This is a genomic window from Paraburkholderia sp. J41, from assembly GCF_905220235.1.
GTDB lineage: Bacteria > Pseudomonadota > Gammaproteobacteria > Burkholderiales > Burkholderiaceae > Paraburkholderia.
Genome location: NZ_CAJMZE010000044.1, coordinates 22,486 through 41,421, shown reverse-complemented (window position 1 = coordinate 41,421; position 18,936 = coordinate 22,486). Strand labels below are relative to the sequence as shown.

Genomic DNA, 18,936 nt, shown 5'->3' with positions numbered 1-18,936 from the left:
CTTCAGGCGTATCGCCGCGGACAGCCCGGCCGGGCCGCCGCCGACGATCACCACGTCGTATTCCATCGACTCGCGGGGACCGTATTGCGCAATCAGTGCTTCATTCGGGGACATTTCGTATTCCTTGTTATTTCGGGCTGCGTCGCGAAGGCGCCGCGCACGGAGCGATCAAAACTGCACTTCGTTGAGCGCGAGCACGCTCGCATCGCCCTTCGCGCTCAGGATGGCGGTTTCGAGCCCGCTTGCCTGCGCGAGAATATGCTCGCCATAGAACTGCGCAATGGCGATTTTCGCGCCGTGAAATTCGAGGTCGCGCTCTGGTTCGCGCCGCGAAACCAGCAGCGCGCGCGCCATTTGCCAGCCGCACAGCACGATGCCCGCGAGCTTCAGATACGGCACGCTGCCCGCGAACACGGCGTTCGGGTCGCGCTTCACGTTGGCCAGCACGAAATCGACCGCGCGCGCGAGCGACTGCGCGCCCTTCTCCAGTTGCGTGCGCAGCGAAAGCGCCGCGGCGCCGCCGTCTTGACCCAGCGCCTCGCAGGTTTGCGCGATGTCGCCGAGCAGCGCTTTCGCGACCGCGCCGCCGTCGCGCACCGTCTTGCGGCCGATCAGGTCGTTCGCCTGGATCGCCGTGGTGCCTTCGTAAATGGCGAGAATGCGCGCGTCGCGATAATACTGCGCGGCGCCCGTTTCCTCGATGAAGCCCATGCCGCCGTGGACCTGCACGCCAAGGCTCGCGACCTCGTTGACCATTTCCGTGCTCCAGCCCTTCACGATCGGCACGAGGAATTCGTAGATGGCCTGATGACGCGCGCGCTCGCCCGCATCGGCATGACGATGCGCGTGATCGCTATGCGCCGCCGCCACGTAGGCGAGCGCGCGCGCGCCTTCGGTCAGCGCGCGCATCGTGCCGAGCATGCGGCGCACGTCGGGATGATGAATGATGGTCGCCGACTGCTTGAGCGAGCCGTCCACGGGCCGGCTTTGCACGCGTTCCTTCGCATACGCCACGGCCTTTTGATACGCGCGATCGGCCACGCCCACGCCCTGCATGCCCACGCCGAAGCGCGCGGCGTTCATCATGATGAACATGTATTCGAGGCCGCGATTTTCCTCGCCGATGAGATACCCCGTCGCGCCGCCGCGATCGCCGTATTGCAGCACGGCCGTCGGGCTCGCCTTGATGCCGAGCTTGTGCTCGATCGACACGCAATGCACGTCGTTGCGCGCACCGGGCGCGCCGTTCTCGTCGATCAGGAACTTCGGCACGATAAAGAGCGAGATGCCCTTCACGCCTTCGGGCGCGTTGGGCGTGCGCGCGAGCACGAGATGGACGATGTTCTCCGCCATGTCGTGTTCGCCCCACGTGATGAAGATTTTCGTGCCGAACACGCGGTACGAACCGTCGGCCTGCGGTTCGGCGCGCGCGCGCACGAGTGCGAGGTCGGAACCGGCTTGCGGCTCCGTGAGGTTCATCGTGCCGGTCCATTCGCCCGAAATCAGCTTCGGCACATAGCGCGATTTTTGCGCGTCGCTGCCCGCCGTGAGCAGCGCTTCGATCGCGCCGTCGGTGAGCAGCGGGCACAGCGCGAACGACAGATTCGCGGCGTTGAGCATTTCGATGCACGGCGTGGCGATCAATTTGGGAAGCGCCTGGCCGCCATACTCCACCGGGTGTTGCAGGCCTTGCCAGCCGCCCTCCACGAACTGCCGGAACGCCGCCGCGAAGCCCGCCGTGGCCGTCACTTCGCCGTCGCGCCACGCGCTGGGCGCGCGGTCGCCTTCCGCGTTCAGCGGCGCGACGACTTCGCCCGATAGTTTCGCGCATTCGTCGAGCACGGCCTGGGCGGTGTCGAACCCGGCGTCCTCGAAGCCCGGCAAGGCCGCGACGGCCTCGATGCCGGCCAGTTCCTTCAGCACGAACAGCATGTCCTTGACAGGGGCGATATAGCTCATGGTCGATGTTCCAGTCGAATGCGCGAGTGAAGACGCCGCCGCGCGATGCGCGAATGCGGCTTTGCAGCACGAATCCTAGCGTCAAACGCCCGCGCAACGAGTGTCGAAACCGGACCACATAGTGACAAATCTGGCCACGTCGCCGGCGTCATACCCACCCGTTGCGGGTGGTTAGCCGTCCCGGCGATAGGTGCCAGGCGTGCTGCCGGTCCAGTGGCGAAACGCGCGGTGGAACGCGCTGGGGTCGTCGAACCCCAGATCGCTGCCGATGGCGGCCACGGTGTCCCGCGTGTCCGTGAGGCGCTGGATCGCCACGTCGCGGCGCAGTTCGTCCTTAAGCGCCTGAAATGTGGTTTCCTCGGCGGCCAGGCGGCGGCAGAGCGTGCGCACCGAGCAATGCAGATGTTGCGCGGCGGCTTCGATGGTCGGCAGTCCGGGCAATTGCGCGGCGAGGTATTGGCGCACGTTGTGGCTTACGAGTTGCTCGCTGAACGTTTCGAAGATCCAGTCGCCCGGCGAGCGCGCGAGAAACGCGCGCAGGTTGCGCTTGCTCTGGCGGATCGGCATGTCGAGGTAGGCGGCGCTGAATCGCATCAGCGTGGCCTCGCAGCCGAAGCGCACCGGCCCGGAAAAAAAGTAGCGGTGATCGAGCGCATGCGGCGGCTGCTGGCACGCGAAATCGACCTGCAACAAGGGAATGCGCTGCCCGATGAGCCAGGACGAAACGCCGTGCGCGAGCTTGAGCATTAATTCCTGGCCGAGCGGCCCGAGCGCGCCGAACTCGGGATTCGCGCGCAACGCCACTTGCGCGACGAGACCGTGGCGCCGCGAATCGAGACGAAAATCGTCTAGAACGATATGGAAGAACTGATCGAAGCGGTGCAGCGCCGTTTCCAGATTGCGCGCGTCGAGCAGACTCAGGCAGAGAAATTTCAGCGTGCCGCTGCGAAACGGGCGGCTGAAAATGCCGGGCATTTCGTCGTCGAGTTCGATGGCGAGCGTTTGATACAGCGTCGAGAACTGTTCCTCGGTCACGCGGCCGCCCGGCTGCGCGAGCAGTTCGAGCGCGATGCCCGCTTCCTTGAGGTAGCGCCGGATCACGGCCGGCTGCGCGCCCGCGCCGGCAAGAAAGCCGTTGACGAGCGAAATGGGAACGGTGGCGCTGGGCGATGGCATGCGTGAACGATGGAGCGTGTTGAACGGCGCGGCAACCGATACGGGACGATGGGCCGCGCGCCATTCTAAAGCGTTCGCGGCGAAGCGGACCCGATGCGGCGTATCCGCGGCGGCGCCCGGCACGGCGTTTTCATGCAGTGCCCGAGCCCGCTGCGCCCTTTCCTTCGCGCCGCCGCGCGAACGCCGCGAACCACGCGAGACTTTCGGGGTTCGCCATCGTGTCGGGGTTTGCCACTTTGTCGATGGCTTGGCCGAGCAGCAGCCGCTTGATCGGAATCTCCATCTTCTTGCCCGAGAGCGTGCGCGGCACCGCCTCCACGCGATGCACTTCGTCGGGCACGTGGCGCGCGGAAAGCGCCTCGCGCACGCGCGTGTTGATGCGCGCCACCAGCGCTTCGTCGAGTTCGACGCCTTCGCGCAGCACCACGAAAAGCGGCATCGACGAAGCGCGGCCGAGATACTCCAGATCGACCACGAGACTGTCGAGCACCTCCGGCAGCGACTCCACCGCGCGATATAGCTCGCTCGTGCCCATGCGTATGCCGTGGCGGTTGATGGTGGCGTCCGACCGGCCATAGATGATCGCGCCGCCGCTGCGCGTGATGCGCAGCCAGTCGCCGTGACGCCAGACGCCGGGATACGTGTCGAAATAGCTTTCGCGATAACGCTGCTTCGCTTCGTCGCGCCAGAAGTACAGCGGCATCGACGGCATCGGCACGGTGCAAACGAGTTCGCCCACTTCGTCGACGAGCGAGCGCCCCGCTTCGTCGAACGCTTCCACGCGCGCGCCCAGGCACCGGCATTGCATTTCGCCGAGCCGCACCGGCAGGATCGGCACGCCGGCGAGAAAGCAGCCCGCGAAGTCGGTGCCTCCCGAGATCGCGTCGATCCACACGGAGCCGACCTGCTCCAGAATCCACGCATAGCATTCGGGCGGCAGCGGCGAGCCGGTCGCGCCCACGGCGCGCAGGCGCGCAAGATCGGCGGCGGCGCGCGGGCGCACGCCGGCCTTCATGCAGCCCTGGAAATACGCGGAGCCCGCGCCGAAAAAGGTCACGCCCGCTTGCGCGACGAAACGCCAGAGCGAATCCGCTTGCGGATACGAGGGGTTGCCGTCGTAAAGGCAAAGCGTGGCGCCCACCAGCAGGCCGCCCACCTGGCAGTTCCACATGATCCAGCTCGTGCTCGCGTACCAGAGAAAGCGGTCGCCCGCGTGCAGGTCGAGATGCAGCGCCATCATCTTCACGTGCTCGAGCACCACGCCGCCGTGCGAATGCACGATTGCCTTGGGCAAGCCCGTGGTGCCCGACGAATAGACGATCCAGAGCGGATGATCGAAGGGCACGGTTTCGATTTCGAGCGGCACGTCGCCCGCGATCGCGTCCTGCCAGCGCATGGCGCGACTCGCTTCGGCGAAGTCGGTTGCGCGCGCATCGACATCGAGCTGCGGCACCAGCAACAAACGTTCGACGCTCGGCAATTCCCGCAGCAGTTGCTCGATCAGTTCGCGGCGTTCGTGCGCCTTGCCGCCGTAGCGATAACCGTCCACGGCGATCAGCACCTTCGGCTCGATCTGGCGGAAACGGTCGAGAACGGCGAGTGGCCCCATGTCGGGCGAGCATACGGACCAGATCGCGCCCACGCATGCGGTGGCCAGAAATGCCACCACGGTGTCGGCGGTATTCGGCAGATACGCGGCCACGCGGTCGCCGCGTCGCACGCCGAGCCGGCGCAAGGTGGCCGCGCACGCCGCGACCTGGCGGCGCAGTTCGGCCCAGCTCGTTTCGCCGATGCCCGAGGCCGCCGCGCCGCTCTCGCTTTGCGCGACGATGGCCGGCCGCGCGTCGGTGGCGTGGCGGAACACCTGCTCCGCATAGTTGAGTTCGACGCCGGGAAACCATTGCGCGCCCGGCATCGCGCCGTCGGCGAGCGCCACGCCGCGCGGTTGCGGCGAACGAATCTGCGCCCAGTCCCAGAGCGCGCGCCAGAAGCCGTCGACGTCGTCGACGGACCAGCGCCAGAGCGCGTCGTAATGCTCGAAGGCCAGACCGCGCGAGTGCGCGAGCCAGTGCATGAATTGCGTGATGCGGGCCGACTCGATCTGCTGCGGCGTCGGCGTCCAGGCGATTGCGGTGTCGTTCATCTCGATGCGCGGTGTCCACGTTGAGCGGATTCGGCCGATGGCCGTTCTTGCCGCTCATGGTGCCAAACTCGCCGCGCGATGAACAATTGAGGGAAACCAGCGTGCCGATGCGATGCGCCGTCATCAGGCCAAGGCGCGCGCGCCGCGCCATCGGCTGCGATGACGCACGTTGAAACTGCCACCAGCGTCAATCGACGTCGATGGACGCTGACGAACGCGCGCGCAAGTGTTCGACAAAAATGCGCGCCCTGGCGGCTTCAGCCGCCGCCCGCGTGCGTCATTCGTGCGCGTAGCTGAATTCCGGCATCGCCTTCAACTGCGTCTTGTCGATTTGCAGCACGATCTGCTTCGCGCTGATCTGCAAATCGTTGAACGGCACGGCCACGAGGTGCTTGCCCATGCCGAGGAAGCCGCCCACGGAGAGAATCGCGAACGCGCCCTGGTTCGGCGATTCGAGCACGATGTCGTCGATCGCGCCGATCTTGCTGCCGCTGTTGTCGTAGACGTCGGAACCCACGAGCTTCGAGGCGCGGAAACCGGTGCCCGATTGCACCGTCGCCATACGCTGCACGGCGATGGATTGCGGCGCGCCCTGCGCCTGCGCGGCCGAAACGGCGCCGAAGCCGCATGCGAGCGCGAGGCTCGCGGCGGCAGCGCGTTTCGCGAACAAAGAACGGTGCGGCAGGCTGTGCAGTGTTTTCATGATTGTCTCCTTGCGTGGCGGTGTCGCGATTCCATGGCTCATGCAAACGCTGTGCCCGCGCGGGCGCGTTTCGCATTCGCGCATCAAGCGCACAACGCGCTCGCCTCAGCGCCCAACGCGCGTTCCGGGCACGCGTCGATCCTCAAGCCTGCGCCAGCCAATGCTCGATCAACGGTCCCTTCGCGCCGAAGATCGGGTCGCTGGCCGGAAAGGGCAGCGCCTGCATCGCGCGCAATTCGGCGGGCGTGAGCGCCTCGCGGCGAATATCCCACTGCTGCCCGCGCGGATAGCCGCCCGCCACGCGAAACCCGCCCGCGAGCGAAAGCAGGCAATGCCCCGTGCCGGCGGGCAGCAGCAGCGCGTCGCCGGCCTGCACGCGCACCACGCGCCCGCCCGGGCCGCCCAGTATCAATTCGGCCGTACCGGTCAGCACGCCCAGCACTTCGTGCGCCGTCGAATGGAAATGGTGATAGTCGAACACGCCGTCCAGCCACTGCGTGGGCCAATCGTTCGCCTCGAAACGGGCACTGAACGCCTGCGCGAGATCCTGATCGCCGGATGTGAGCGCACGCCGGTACACGATCACCGGCAAACGCGGATTGTTCGGCACCCAACTGTGCGGGGCCAAGTGAAACGTCTCTACGCTGCTTTCGCGCGGCGCGGCACGCGTGGCGCGCGAGTGAAGCGGAAGATGGAAAGTGCGGTTTTCATGCATCGTCATTTCATTGCCCCTTCGCATCGCTGGCGGCCGAACCGATCGACGGTTGGCTGACCGAATGCGTGTTCTGCTTCGCGTGATGGGTGGTGCGCGTCGTGCGTGTATCGCGCGTGTTGGCGGTATTGCCTGGAGGACGAGCGTCGGGACGAACATCGGGACGAACATCGCGCCCGGCGTTTCCGGTGCGGCCGCCGGCATGATCGACATGATCGACATGACCGGCCGCGCCCGGCGCGGGCGCGACGCCGTTGGAAGTCGCGGCACCCGATTGCGTCGCGGGTGCCGTCGTGGGCCGATCCGCGCCGGTGTTGTCCTGGGCGCGCGCCACGGGTGCGGCGAGCGCCGCAATCGCGCAAACGCACGTCGCGATCAACGGACAGGCACGGTGCTTCATCGCGTGATTCTCCTTATCGGCAATCTCACGAAGTCCTAAGCAACCCGCATACCGCGCGGCCGTTCGCCGTGCAGCCGGTTCGTCGGTTCGAGGCAGCGCGCGCGGCACGCCGATTGCTTTTGAAAGGGCACAAACAGAATAAGCGGAATAAAGCGGAACACTACGGAACACGACGGAAACAAGCATGGCGGGCGTTCCCCGCTTTCCTGCGAGGCGCCCGCCACGCGAACCCATTGGAGGACGCCATGCGTTTCGATTCCCTGCTCGTCTATCGCACTCATTTGCCCACCGAAGAACCCGGCGACACGCCGCAGCACCCCAAGATTCCGCCGGTGCCGGACACGGAACCGCCGCCCATTCCCGAAGGCGATCCGCCGCCCGACGCGCCGCCCGAGCGGCTTTGATGCCGGATCGCCTCGGGTCGGCTCGGGTCGGGCGTCGAGTCGATCAGCGCCTGAGCGACTCGTCCTCGGGCGCGGTGTCGTCGTCGTCGGGAAGGTCGAGGTCGTCGAAGTTATCGGCAACCACGATGTTGTCGATGCGGTCGGGCAGCACGTCGCTGTCCGGTTCGAGCGAACCGTCGCCGTCGGCCGAGGCGCGTTCGCCGGTGCCGCCGCGATCGGTGTCGCTCATCGCTTCGTCCACGCCCTCTTCCAGCGCGTGATTGTCGAGTTCGCTGTCGCGGTCGAAATCGTGGCGCTTCGCGCCGCGCGTGTCGCTGCCGGTGTCCGACGAGTCGCCGGGGCCCAGCGAATCGACGTCGTGGCCGGGCGCATTGGCCGGAGCGATGTCGTCGTTGTCGGGATCGAGTGTGCTCATGGCATTCTCCTGAAGTAAGTGCCTTGCCGGCGTTTTCTCCTCAGCAGATCGCGTGCCGCAAATGCGCTTTTGCTTGCGCGCTTCGTGTGCTTTGCGCGTTTGTGTGCTTCGTGTGCTTTGCACGTTGTGCGCTTCGTGCGCTTTGTGTGCTTCGTGCGCTTCGTGCTTCCTTGTGCGCGCCCAAGTATGCCCGGCTGCTCGCAGAACGCGCCGCACGGATGCGCGCGGCGCCGGCCTTTTCTTATCTGCCGTTACAATCGCCGGCACGCTCTTTTCCGCACGTTGCGCATCATGGCCCGCATTCAACTCCAGTTTCCCGACGATCAGTTCTATTACACGACGCATCTCACGGTGCGCGTCACCGATATCAATTTCGCGAATCACCTCGCCAACGATTCGATGATCTCGATGATCTCCGAGGCCCGCGCGCGATTCCTCTTCGACGCCGGCATCGAGAACATGAAGGCCGCGCACGTCAGCATCATCGTGACCGACCTCGCCACGACCTATCGCGCCGAAGCCTACGCGCGCGACGAGCTGGCGTTCGAGGTCGGCATCATGGATTTCAACAAGTACGGCGGCGACATCATCTTTCGCATCACGCGCCCGGCCGACCGCACGCTCATTGCGATGGCGAAATCGGGCTTCGTGTTTTTCGATTACGAGGCGAAAAAAGTCGTGCCGATGCCGCAGGCGTTCCGCGACAAGTTTCCGCGCGTGAATGCGGCGGCGCAGTGAGAAAGCAGGCGGAAGAAAGCGTCAGCGCGGCTGGAAGGCGATGAGCGCCATGCCCGCGAGCGTGAAGGCGATGCCGGCCCAGTCCCAGGCGCTCGGGCGAATCGCTTCGACCGCCCAGAGCCAGAGTATCGCCATGCATACGTAGACGCCGCCGTAAGCGGCATACGTGCGCCCCGCCGCCGTGGGATGCAGCGTGAGCAGCCACGCGAACAGCGCGAGCGAAGCCGCGGCCGGCACGAGCAGCCACGCGCTCGCGCCTTCGCGCAGCCAGCGCCACGGCAAATAGCAGCCGACGATTTCGGCGAGCGCGGTCACGACGAAAAGCAGGAACGTCTTCATGGGCGGGCGCATTCTGGCGAGGGCGCCCATGTTACCGCAGCGGCCGATTTATCGGCGAACGCCGTTCGTGCTCGATGGGGTGTTGAGGCGGCGTTTGATGCTGCGTTTGATGCTGCGTTCGATGCGGCGTTCGAAGCTGGCGTGTGAAGTTGCGTTCGATGCTGCGTTCGATGCTGCGTTCGATGCGGCGTTTGAAGCTGCGTGCGAAGTTGCGTTGAAGCTGCGTTCGGTGCCGCGTTTGAAGCCTCAAAGGCGCTCGCCGCGCGCGAGTCGCGTCCGATTTTGCCGATCTCGGTCAGCAGGTTCGCCACGCTGTCGATCACCGAAATGTGCGCCGGCCGCGCGCGACGCGCGGCGGCTTCTCAAAACGGCAAGCACGCTCGAATCAGGCGAACGCACACTACTGACCGACGATACGCCGATCTCGCCATCAAGTTCTCAGCGCGTTCCGGCAGCATCCGGGCGTGGTCGTGAAGCGGACCATCGCGAGCGCGACCGGGGCATGCGCCGCGTGCTCGCCGGGACCGCTCGACCGGGCTTGCGGCCAGGATTTCGGCACACGACTTCAGGCCACGACGAGATCGGTCGCCACGGCGTGCAGCAGATCGCGCAGCGTTTCGGCCTGTTCCATACGTGCGCCGTGACGCAAATGAATGCGCACGGCGCGGCCCGCGATGCCGTCCACCGGCCGCGCGAGCGACAGCTCGACGGCAAGTCCCAGGCCGTCGGGCGCATCGGGCACGACGGGTTCGACAACGCGCGGATTGAAACAGGCAGATTCGGACATGGCGGGCGGACCCTTGACGATGACGGGTGCAGTCATCGTAGCGAGCGTCGGCGTGCGCGCCAAACGAGAAATTCGCGTATGCAAATGACCGCGCGCGTGCAATGGAAACGCCGCGCCAGCCTGCACGATTGGCTTTCTGCACGAGCCAGCGCACGACACAAGGAAGTGGCACACTGAACTCTCGCTCCGCATGGAAATCGCGCGAGGGAATCGCTCATGGAACGCCCTTTTACGAACCGCCAGGAAGCGGGCCGCTTGCTGGCCGCGCGACTTTGCGGCTATGCCGGCCGCCGCGATGTTGTCGTGCTCGCGTTGCCGCGCGGCGGCGTGCCTGTCGCCTTCGAAGTCGCGCGCGCGTTACGCGTGGCGCTGGACGTGCTGCCCGTCTGCAAGCTCGGCGTGCCGTGGCAAGCCGAACTCGCCATGGGCGCGCTCTCGTCGAACGGCGCGCAATACGTCGATAGCGCGATCGTGCGCGAAACCGGCGTGAGCGAAGCTCAGTTGCAAGACGCGCTGGCGCTCGCGCGCATCGAACTCGGCCGCCGCGAGGCACGCTACCGTCCAATCCGCGACCACGACGGCCGCGACGAACGCGACGAATGCGACGGCCGCGCGCCGCTCGCGGTGGCGGGCCGCGTGGCCATCGTCGTCGACGACGGCATGGCCACCGGCGCGTCGCTGAAGGCCGCCGCGCTCGCGCTGGCGTCGCTCGGACCCGCGCGCATCGTCGCGGCGCTGCCGGTCGCGCCCGCGGGCGCACCGGCGCGCCTTGCCGGCGCCGTCGACGAATGCGTATGCGTGCGCACGCCGCACGCGTTTCACAGCGTCGGCGAGAACTATCTCGACTTCGAACAGGTCAGCGACGAAACCGTCCGCGCACTGCTCGACGCCGCGAACGATAGCGCGGCCGACGCGCGTTAGCGCACGGGATTCGACGCGCCCTCGCCCACCACCGTTTGCCACGGACGCACGCGCCAATGCTTCACGAGACCGGCGCGCACGTAAGGATCGGCCTGCGCGAACGCTTCGGCCGCGGCGGGATTGTCGCCCTGAAACAGCAGCAGCGCGTTGTCCACGGGATCGGCAATCGCGCCCGCGAGCAGCAATTCGCCGCGCCCGACCGCCGCCCATGCGAGCGCGAGATGCTCGGTGCGGTGCGCCGCGCGCCGTTCGAGGTAATCGTCGGCGAGTTCGTACATCAACAGGTAATGCATTTGCGTTCTCCTTTGAAGTTTGCGCGGCGCAATGGCGTGGGCACGCGGCCGTCGTTCGACATTGTGCCGCCGCGCGGGTCGATCGAACGTCGATCAAGCGTCGATCAAACGTCGAGCGAACGTCGAGCGAACCGTCAACCAAACCGGTTGCCGGATCGTTCTAGTGTCGGCTTTGCCATAATGATGACCGCGCGAGGCTCAACGGGCGTCACGGCCTGGCCGCACGTCGACTACAACGTCCAATCCCATGGGAGTACAACGATGAAGATGCAATCCCTTATTGCCGCAGTCGTGCTGGGCGGCGTGCTGGCCGCACCTGCTTTCGCGCAGACCGCCGCACCTGCCGCGCCGGCGGCCAACAGCCAGCAGAACAAGATGAAAACCTGCAACACGCAGGCCGGCGACAAAAAAGGCGACGACCGCAAGACGTTCATGAAGCAATGTCTTTCCGCCGCTGGCGCGCCCGCGCCGACCATGTCGCAACAGGAACGCATGAAGGCGTGCAACACGCAGGCCACCGGTAAAAAAGGCGACGATCGCAAGGCCTTCATGAAGCAGTGCCTCTCGACCAAGAGCTAAGCCGCTTCGTTTCAACAGAGTTTTTGCGTACGCCGCGGCCCATGCCGCGGCGTATTTTTTTGTGCATTGCGACGATCGCGCCCCGCGAAGCCAGGTTGTCCGAAATAGTTTGGCAACGTCCTTCCGGCCCCTTCGGCCGCGCTGTTTTTCTCCTATGATGGCTCAAGCGGCGGCCTTTTCTCGACGATACCCGCATAAGCCATCGGCCGCCGCGTTCACGTTGATGCCGACGGCATCGAACGGAGGCGCAGATGGCATGGAGACACAAGAACCGCTGGTTTCGTCGCTGGCTGCTGGTGATCGTATTCTGGCTCGTGCCGGTGATGATCGTCGCGGTGCGCGAGATTCAGGACGAAATGGCATATAACCGCACGGACCTGCAACGCGCCCTCACCTCCTGGACATTCACCGACGCCGAGCGCGACGCCGGCGCGCCGCTGCGCTGCCGCGGCACGCCGGCAGCGGCGCGCGTGGCCGGTTGCCCCGCCGGGGTGCTGGCCGCCAACGCACCGCGCCAGCAGGAAGCCGAACGCGAATACCGGTTGCGGCGCGCAACGCTCGCGAGCTATCTCTGGCACGCGTTCGTCGGCTATTGGGTGGTGCCCGCGGCGGTGCTGCTGGCGGTGGGCATGGTGATCGGCGGCGTGAGGCGCGCGCTGCGCCGGCCCGCGGCCAAGGGCGCGGCCACGCCCGCGCACGAGCATTAGGCCGCTTCGTGCGCACTCCCGCTTCGTGCGCACTCTCAGGATGTGGGATCGAACCTCTGTGCTATAACCGGTGAACGCCGCGAACGGCGGCGTCCGGAAACCAGAACGGAGAACAAGATGACTGCATCTCGCTTCCTTTTTAAGGCTTCTGCTGCCATCGCGCTTTCATGTGCGGCGCTTGCCGGCTGCACGACCACGGGCACGCAAGCGCCCACGGCGTCGGAAAACGCGTCGCGCGCGCAGTCGATCGACGCGGGCGTGGACGGCACGCTTTCGCGGCTCTATCAAACCGTGCCGGGATCGCAAGACCTCGTGAGCAAGGCGCGCGGCATTCTCGTCTTTCCGCGCGTGATCCAGGCCGGCATCGGCGTGGGCGGCGAACATGGCGACGGCGCGCTGCGCGTGGGCGGCAGCACCGCGGGCTACTACAGCACGACGTCGGGCACGATCGGCGCGACGCTCGGCGTGCAGTCGAAATCGGTGATTTATCTCTTCATGACGCAGGACGCGCTCGACAAATTCCGCGCGTCGAAAGGCTGGTCGGCGGGCGGCGACGCTTCCGTAGCGCTGGTGAAGATCGGCGCGAACGGCTCCATCGACACGACCACGGCCACGAAGCCCGTCGAAGTCTTCGTGCTGACCAACAGCGGCCTGATCGGCGATCTCTCGCTGGGCGGCACGAAGATCAACAAACTCGACCTTTGAGCGCGAGGCGGCACGTCCGCGCGCCTCAGCTCGTGGACGTGTCGATCACCGTGAAGCGCGAGCGCTTGTTCGCGCGAATCACGGCCTGATACGCCTGCACGTATTCCTGCGCCATGCGGTGCGAGGTGAAGCGCTCCTCGAAGCGGCGGCGCACGCCCGCGCGCGGCACGCGCGCGATGCGATTGATGGCGGCCACCGCGCCGATCTCGTCCTCGACGATAAAGCCCGAAATGCCGTCGTCCACCACTTCCGGCACCGCGCCGCGATTGAACGCGACCACCGGCGTGCCGCACGCCATCGCCTCGATCATCACGAGACCGAACGGCTCCGGCCAGTCGATCGGAAACAGCAGCGCATGCGCGCCGGAAAGGAACTCGGCCTTCTGGCTATCGTTGATTTCGCCCACGTATTCGACATGAGGCGAAGCGAGCAGCGGGCGAATTTCGCGCTCGAAATACTCGCGGTCGGCCTCGTCCACCTTCGCGGCAATGCGGATCGGCAGGCCGCAGCGCTCGGCAATGCGAATGGCCGTATCCACGCGTTTTTCCGGGGAAATGCGGCCAAGAAACGCCAGATAGCGCTGCTCGACGGGCTGCGGCGTGTAAAGGTTTTCAGGCAAGCCGTGATAAACGGTACGCAGCCAGTGCGCCTGCGGTAAGGGCTGGCGCTGTGCGTTCGAGATCGAGATGACGGGCGCGGTGTTGAACGTATCGAACACCGGCTGCTGTTCGGGCAGATCGAGACGGCCGTGCAGCGTGGTCACGAACGGCGTGTCCTGGCGCTTGAACACCGAGAACGAGTAGTAGTCCATATGGAAATGCAGCACGTCGAACTGATCGGCCTGACGCCGCACGAGTTCCATGAGCAGCATGTGCGGCGCAATGCGGTCGCGAATGCTCGGGTCGAGCCGCAGCGCGCGCGGCCACACCGGTTCCAGTTTCGCGCGCGTGACCGAGTCGCCGCTCGCGAACAGCGTGACCTCGTGCCCGAGATCGACCAGCGCCTCGGTGATATACGACACGGCGCGTTCCGTGCCGCCATAGAGCTTGGGCGGAACCGATTCGGTCAGCGGGGCGATCTGCGCAATTCTCATCGGGAGTCTCCAGAAAACGGGGCCGCTACGTCGAACACTGTGCATCCGGCGTGCCTCGCGTACCTTGCGTACCTCTCGTACCTTGCCATGGCTCTGTTCGCGGGCCGGCCAAAAGCGGATCGGCGATACAGCCCACCAGAGCGCGCGCGGCATTCCTTCCATTATTCGGCATGCTGATGGATCGCGCCGCCGGACTTTCAATTTCTATACGGTGTTACACGCCGAAACAACCGCGCCGCAAACCGCCGCGAGCGGCATTCAGCGCGCCGGCCATTTCCACGCGGGCACCTCGAGCGAGTCGGGATCGGCGAAACCCGTGGCGCCCAGCCGCCGCTCCAGCACGATCGACTGACTCGACGCTTCGCGCTCCAGCGCCGCCACGAGCCGCGCCGCATGCGACACCACGATCACCTGCGAATGCGCCGATGCGCGCGCGATCAGGCGCGCCAGCGACGGCAGCAAATCGGGATGCAAGCTCGTTTCCGGTTCGTCGAGCACCAGCAAGCCGGGCGGGCGCGGGCTCAGCAGCGCCGCCGCGAGCAGCAGATAGCGCAGCGTGCCGTCCGACAGCTCCGCGCCGCGCAACGGACGCAGCAGCCCCTCCTGGCGCAGCGCCACCTCGAAACGCCCTTCGTGATTGACGATTTCCACGCGCGCGCCCGGAAACGCGTCGCCGATCGCATGATCGAGCGCCTCGGCGTCGCCGATTTCGCGGATCGTCTGAAGCGCGGCGGCAAGATTCGCGCCGTCGTCGGCGAGCACCGGCGAGTGCGTGCCGATCTGCACCTGGCGCGCGCTCGCATGCTGGTCGGTGCGGAAATGATCGTAGAAGCGCCACGAGCGAATCTGCTCGCGCACCGCGATCATCTCGGGCGCGGCGCGCGGGTCGGCGTATTCGGTCATCATGCTGTCGAAGCTGGCCACGGGTTGCGCGAGCGTCGTCCAGTCGCCGCCGTCGCTTGCCCGGCCGCCCGCCTTGTCGTTTGCTCTGTCGCCCGCTCTGTCGCTCCCTTTGTCGCCGGTATGGCGAATGCGGATCGACGGCCCCTGCCGATCGACGAGCAGCGCCGACGGACGCAGAAACGGCCCGCTCCAGATGCACTCGCGCTTGATGACCGGATCGAGCGTGAACTGGGATGTAACCGAAGGCAGCGGCAGGCCCAGATCAATCGCGTAGCCGAACGCGTCCCCCGCGAAACCGAGCCGCAGGCTCACGGCGTCCTTGCGCACCGTGCCCTGCACCGGCTGCTCGCCCGCGAGCACGGCGCGCGAGAAGCGTTCCGGCCCGGCCCAGAGCGTGGATTGCAGGCCGCCTTCGCGCGCGAGCGACGGAATCACGCCGCCGCGCGCCGTCAGCGCAAGCAGGCGCAGCGCGCGATAGAGATTCGATTTGCCGCTGCCGTTCGGCCCGGTCACGACGTTGAGCGCGCCGAGCGGCACGATAAGCTCGCGCAGCGAGCGATAGTTGGCGATGGCGAGCGTGGTCAGCATACGGAACGATCGTGAGCGCGTTTCGGGGCGCGGGAACGCTCGATCATACGCAATTCGAGCGCCGTTCCTGCCCGATCGCCGTCGATTGCTCATGCGGATTGTTCATGCGCGCCGCACGAGCACCGGCGAAAAGGCACCGAGCGCGTCGCGAATCCGGGGCGAATCCGTCGCGAATCCGGCTGCGGCTTCGGGCGCGCTTTCCGGGGGCGGTTTTCCGCGCCGCGCCGCGCTTGTCAGGTCGGCTGCGGCACCGCTGCGAGATCGCTCAGGAACGTATCGCGCCACACGCCCAGGTCGTTGCGCCGCAACATCTCCATGTTGGTCTGATAACGCGCCTTGCGTTCGTCTAGCGGCATCGCCAGCGCGCGTTGCAGCGCCTCGGCCATGCCCGCGGCGTCGTGCGGATTCACCATCAGCGCGCCGGTCAGTTCCGCCGCCGCGCCCGCGAAGATCGACAACACGAGCACGCCCGGATCGTCGGGATTCTGTGCGGCTACGTATTCCTTGGCGACGAGATTCATGCCGTCGTGCAGCGGCGTGACGAAACCGATCTGCGATTCGCGGAACAGCGACATCAGTTTCCAGCGGTCGTACTGCTGGCTCAGATAGCGGATCGGCGTGTAATCGAGGCCCGAAAAACGGCCGTTGATGCGCCCCGCCTCGCGCTCCAGTTCCTCGCGAATCGCCTTGTAGCTCGCCACGTCCGAGCGCGTGGGCGGCGCGATCTGCACGAGCGTGACATTGCCGCGCCATTCGGGCGCCTGTTCGAGCAATTGCTCGAAAGCATGAAAACGCTCGACCAGACCCTTCGAATAATCGAGCCGGTCGACGCTCATGATGAGCTTGCGGCCTTCAAGGCTTTGCTTGAGATCGAGCACGTGCTGGCGGCTCTCATAGCGCGCGGCCTGTTCGGCGATCTCGTCGGGGAACACGCCGATGCGGTACACGCCCGTGCGCAGCTTGCGCCCGTACGCCTCCACCTGCCCGTGCTCCTTGTTCTCGCCGCTTTCCACCACGGTGCCGTGCGCCTCGCGCGCGATGTAGTCGTGAAACGCCTGCTGGTCGTTGCGCGTCTGGAAGCCGAGCAGGTCGTAGCAGCACAGCGAGCGCACGAGTTCGTCGTGCGGCGGAATCGTCTGCAACACCTGCGGCGACGGAAACGGAATGTGCAGGAAGAAGCCGATACGGTTCTTCACGCCTTCCGAACGCAGCGCCTCCGCGAACGGAATCAGGTGATAGTCGTGAATCCAGATGTTGTCGTCGGGCTGGATCAGCTTCTTGAGCTTGTGCGCGAGCCACGCGTTCACGCGCCGGTAGCCCGCGTATTCGTCGCGCTCGTAACGCGCGAGGTCGTTGCGATAGTGGAACACGGGCCACAGCGTGGCGTTCGAGAAACCGCGGTAATACTGGTCGTAGTCCTTGCGCGTGAGGCCAACCGTCGCGAACGTCACCGAGCCTTCCTCGACGAGTTGCGGCCCCGCGTTGGCGACCGTTTCGCTCACCACGTCGCCGCTCCAGCCGAACCATATGCCGCCCGCGTCCTTCAGCGCGCCGAACACGCCCACCGCGAGCCCGCCCGCCGAGCCCTTGGTTTCCGTCGGTGTCGCCACGCGATTCGAGACGACTATCAATCTGCCCATCTTGCTGTTCCTCCGCTTGTTGTCCGGCTGCCGGCCCCGCAGCGTCGCATGCGCTTTCGCCTTTCGTCCGCCTCCGTCCGCTTTCCCCGTCAGCCCGTCAGCCTCTCAGCCTCTCAGCCCCTCAGCCCGTCCGCTCGACCTCGCGCTCGGGTTGGGTTTGCGTCTCATCAGCCGCGCGCTGGCGTGCGGCCTGGCCGTTCAGCGTCGCACCGCGTCCGCCGCCATGCGCGACCGGATCGGCCTCGGTGTGCGCCGCCGTGCTCGACGCCGCTTGACGAACCGGCTGCGCCGCGCGAGAAGGCCGAGCCTCGTGCGCCTCGTGCGCCTCGTTCGGCGGACGGCGCTCGAAGGCCGTGAAGTCGCTCGCGCCGCCTTCGCTTTCGGCGGCCAGTTCGGCGCGCGTGCGCGGCAGAAATTGCGGATACCGCGCGTTGACGAAATCGAGCAGCCCTTCGCGCACGCGGCAACGCAAGTCCCAGTTGAGCCCGGAATCGCCCGAACTCACGAGCACGCGCACCTGCATCGCGCGCTCGCTCATGTCCGTGACCTGTAAAACCTGCACGCGCTTGTCCCATTCGGGCGCCGCTTCGACAATGCGCGCCAGCTCCTCGCGCAGCGGCGCAAGCGGCATGCGGTAATCGAGCCACAAAAACACCGTGCCGATGATCTGCGCGCTGCTGCGGGTCCAGTTCGTGAACGGATTCTCGATAAACCATTGCAGCGGCACGATCAGCCGGCGTTGGTCCCAGATGCGCACCGACACGTAGGTGCCCGTAATTTCCTCGATACGGCCCCACTCGCCCTGAATCACCACCACGTCGTCGAGACGGATCGGCTGCGAAATCGCAAGCTGCAAACCGGCAATCAGATTGCCAAGCACGGGGCGTGCCGCGATACCGGCGACCAGACCGGCCACGCCCGCCGAAGCCAGCAAACTCGCGCCGATCTGCCGCACGTTGGGAAACGTCATGAGCGCCGCGCCCACGCCCACGATGATGATGAGCACCATCACCGTTCGCGCGAGCACGCGCGCCTGCGTGTGGATGCGGCGCGCCTGGAGGTTGTCGGCGATATCGAGCGGATGCGCGGCCACGATGGCTTCGCCGATGGCCGCCGCGCAGCGCACCGAGAGCCAGGTGATCGCGCCGATCAACGCGAACGCGCACAGCTCGCGCAGGCTGGCGATGAAGCGCAGCGTGTCGGGCGCCTGCCACCAGACGAATTCGAGCGCGAGCACGGCAAGCACGGCGAGCGCGGGCTTGCGGACGTAGCGCACGAACACGCTGACACGCGGGTGCGGCCGCGCGATGCGCCACGCCACGCGGCTGCCGATCCAATGCACGGCGACGGCGAAGGCGAGCGCGCACGCGCTGACGAGCAATGTGCCGAGCCAGTTCTGCAACGGGGCGTCGGCGAGACGGGAAAAATCGTCGAAAGTCGGCATCTGCGGCCAGTTCCTCCTGAGTAGAACGACAACTCGTGGAAACGGCACGGGCGCGTGTCCCGCGGCGATGTGCGGCGCGCGCGCGGCATCTCGCGATGCGCTGGCGCGCCTTCAAGGCGACCGGCGTGCGGCGCGCGTGGGCGCTGTCAAACCGGCGTTTGCGGCGACCTGCGCATTTGCGTGCATCGAGTGCATCGAGCGCCGTCGCGCAGGTGATGAGCGGTTGGCGTGCCCTGCCGATTCGAACATCGACGCGAATACGGGTTCGATATCGACTCGGGCGAACC

The 18,936-nt window shown here is 66.3% G+C and carries 21 protein-coding genes; 6 read left to right on the top strand and 15 right to left on the bottom strand.

The features are described 5' to 3' along the window. The 7 genes from U5805_RS28560 to U5805_RS28530 all read right to left on the bottom strand — a co-directional run. The coding region (locus U5805_RS28560) for an FAD-binding protein (protein WP_322106870.1) at positions 1-114 on the bottom strand (114 nt) is incomplete at its 3' end. A 54-nt stretch (positions 115-168) separates the two neighbouring features. Continuing rightward, entirely contained in the window at positions 169-1,959 is a 1,791-nt protein-coding gene (locus tag U5805_RS28555) for an acyl-CoA dehydrogenase (RefSeq protein ID WP_322106866.1), read from the bottom strand. A gap of 171 nt (positions 1,960-2,130) precedes the next feature. Continuing rightward, positions 2,131-3,135 carry an AraC family transcriptional regulator gene (locus U5805_RS28550; protein ID WP_322106865.1) on the bottom strand — a complete coding sequence of 335 codons (1,005 nt, stop codon included), beginning with the start codon at positions 3,133-3,135 and terminating at the stop codon, positions 2,131-2,133. Positions 3,136-3,265: 130 nt separating this feature from the next. After that, positions 3,266-5,278, bottom strand: a complete 2,013-nt coding sequence (locus U5805_RS28545; protein ID WP_322106864.1) for an acetoacetate--CoA ligase — start codon at positions 5,276-5,278, stop codon at positions 3,266-3,268. 277 nt (positions 5,279-5,555) lie between these two features. Then, the gene (locus U5805_RS28540; RefSeq protein WP_322106863.1) at positions 5,556-5,981 is read right to left on the bottom strand and encodes a PRC-barrel domain-containing protein; all 426 of its coding nucleotides are present in this window, start codon (positions 5,979-5,981) and stop codon (positions 5,556-5,558) included. A 142-nt stretch (positions 5,982-6,123) separates the two neighbouring features. Then, positions 6,124-6,609 carry a cupin domain-containing protein gene (locus U5805_RS28535; protein ID WP_322106862.1) on the bottom strand — a complete coding sequence of 162 codons (486 nt, stop codon included), beginning with the start codon at positions 6,607-6,609 and terminating at the stop codon, positions 6,124-6,126. Between the two features lie 94 nt (positions 6,610-6,703). Then, positions 6,704-7,279: a hypothetical protein gene (locus U5805_RS28530; protein WP_322106861.1), complete on the bottom strand. Its 576-nt coding sequence runs from the start codon at positions 7,277-7,279 to the stop codon at positions 6,704-6,706. A gap of 59 nt (positions 7,280-7,338) precedes the next feature. Here U5805_RS28530 and U5805_RS28525 point away from each other — a divergent pair, with 59 nt between their 5' ends. Further along, positions 7,339-7,497: a hypothetical protein gene (locus U5805_RS28525; protein ID WP_322106860.1), complete on the top strand. Its 159-nt coding sequence runs from the start codon at positions 7,339-7,341 to the stop codon at positions 7,495-7,497. A gap of 43 nt (positions 7,498-7,540) precedes the next feature. On the opposite strand, the gene U5805_RS28520 is transcribed toward U5805_RS28525, so the two are convergent. Next, on the bottom strand, positions 7,541-7,912 hold the full coding sequence (locus tag U5805_RS28520) for a chemotaxis protein (protein WP_322106859.1): 372 nt from the start codon (positions 7,910-7,912) through the stop codon (positions 7,541-7,543). Positions 7,913-8,203: 291 nt separating this feature from the next. Here U5805_RS28520 and U5805_RS28515 point away from each other — a divergent pair, with 291 nt between their 5' ends. Further along, positions 8,204-8,650: a thioesterase family protein gene (locus U5805_RS28515; protein ID WP_322106858.1), complete on the top strand. Its 447-nt coding sequence runs from the start codon at positions 8,204-8,206 to the stop codon at positions 8,648-8,650. A gap of 21 nt (positions 8,651-8,671) precedes the next feature. Here the strand turns inward: U5805_RS28515 and U5805_RS28510 are convergent, their stop codons facing one another. Then, positions 8,672-8,989, bottom strand: a complete 318-nt coding sequence (locus tag U5805_RS28510) for a YnfA family protein (RefSeq protein ID WP_322106857.1) — start codon at positions 8,987-8,989, stop codon at positions 8,672-8,674. Positions 8,990-9,554: 565 nt separating this feature from the next. Continuing rightward, entirely contained in the window at positions 9,555-9,776 is a 222-nt protein-coding gene (locus U5805_RS28505; RefSeq protein WP_322106869.1) for a hypothetical protein, read from the bottom strand. A 216-nt stretch (positions 9,777-9,992) separates the two neighbouring features. Between U5805_RS28505 and U5805_RS28500 the strand changes: the two genes are divergently transcribed. Beyond that, a complete protein-coding gene (locus U5805_RS28500; protein WP_322106856.1) occupies positions 9,993-10,697 on the top strand; it encodes a phosphoribosyltransferase in 705 nt (234 codons plus the stop codon). Here the strand turns inward: U5805_RS28500 and U5805_RS28495 are convergent. Continuing rightward, positions 10,694-10,990 carry a YciI-like protein gene (locus tag U5805_RS28495; RefSeq protein ID WP_322106855.1) on the bottom strand — a complete coding sequence of 99 codons (297 nt, stop codon included), beginning with the start codon at positions 10,988-10,990 and terminating at the stop codon, positions 10,694-10,696. The genes U5805_RS28500 and U5805_RS28495 overlap by 4 nt on opposite strands. Before the next feature lie 261 nt (positions 10,991-11,251). Here U5805_RS28495 and U5805_RS28490 point away from each other — a divergent pair, with 261 nt between their 5' ends. The 3 genes from U5805_RS28490 to U5805_RS28480 all read left to right on the top strand — a co-directional run bounded on the left by U5805_RS28490 (position 11,252) and on the right by U5805_RS28480 (position 12,981). Next, positions 11,252-11,569 (top strand): PsiF family protein, encoded by a 318-nt coding sequence (locus U5805_RS28490; protein ID WP_322106868.1) that lies wholly within the window; start codon positions 11,252-11,254, stop codon positions 11,567-11,569. 251 nt (positions 11,570-11,820) lie between these two features. Next, positions 11,821-12,276: a hypothetical protein gene (locus U5805_RS28485; RefSeq protein WP_322106854.1), complete on the top strand. Its 456-nt coding sequence runs from the start codon at positions 11,821-11,823 to the stop codon at positions 12,274-12,276. A gap of 117 nt (positions 12,277-12,393) precedes the next feature. Beyond that, positions 12,394-12,981 (top strand): YSC84-related protein, encoded by a 588-nt coding sequence (locus U5805_RS28480; protein ID WP_322106853.1) that lies wholly within the window; start codon positions 12,394-12,396, stop codon positions 12,979-12,981. 25 nt (positions 12,982-13,006) lie between these two features. Here U5805_RS28480 and U5805_RS28475 read toward each other — a convergent pair whose 3' ends face one another. The 4 genes from U5805_RS28475 to U5805_RS28460 all read right to left on the bottom strand — a co-directional run bounded on the left by U5805_RS28475 (position 13,007) and on the right by U5805_RS28460 (position 18,649). Continuing rightward, entirely contained in the window at positions 13,007-14,074 is a 1,068-nt protein-coding gene (locus tag U5805_RS28475) for a glycosyltransferase family 4 protein (RefSeq protein WP_322106852.1), read from the bottom strand. Between the two features lie 258 nt (positions 14,075-14,332). Further along, the gene (locus U5805_RS28470) at positions 14,333-15,565 is read right to left on the bottom strand and encodes an AAA family ATPase (RefSeq protein ID WP_322106851.1); all 1,233 of its coding nucleotides are present in this window, start codon (positions 15,563-15,565) and stop codon (positions 14,333-14,335) included. Between the two features lie 233 nt (positions 15,566-15,798). Further along, positions 15,799-17,205, bottom strand: a complete 1,407-nt coding sequence (otsA, locus tag U5805_RS28465; RefSeq protein ID WP_322106850.1) for an alpha,alpha-trehalose-phosphate synthase (UDP-forming) — start codon at positions 17,203-17,205, stop codon at positions 15,799-15,801. A gap of 121 nt (positions 17,206-17,326) precedes the next feature. Continuing rightward, positions 17,327-18,649: a mechanosensitive ion channel family protein gene (locus tag U5805_RS28460; RefSeq protein WP_322106849.1), complete on the bottom strand. Its 1,323-nt coding sequence runs from the start codon at positions 18,647-18,649 to the stop codon at positions 17,327-17,329. Positions 18,650-18,936: the final 287 nt, after the last annotated feature.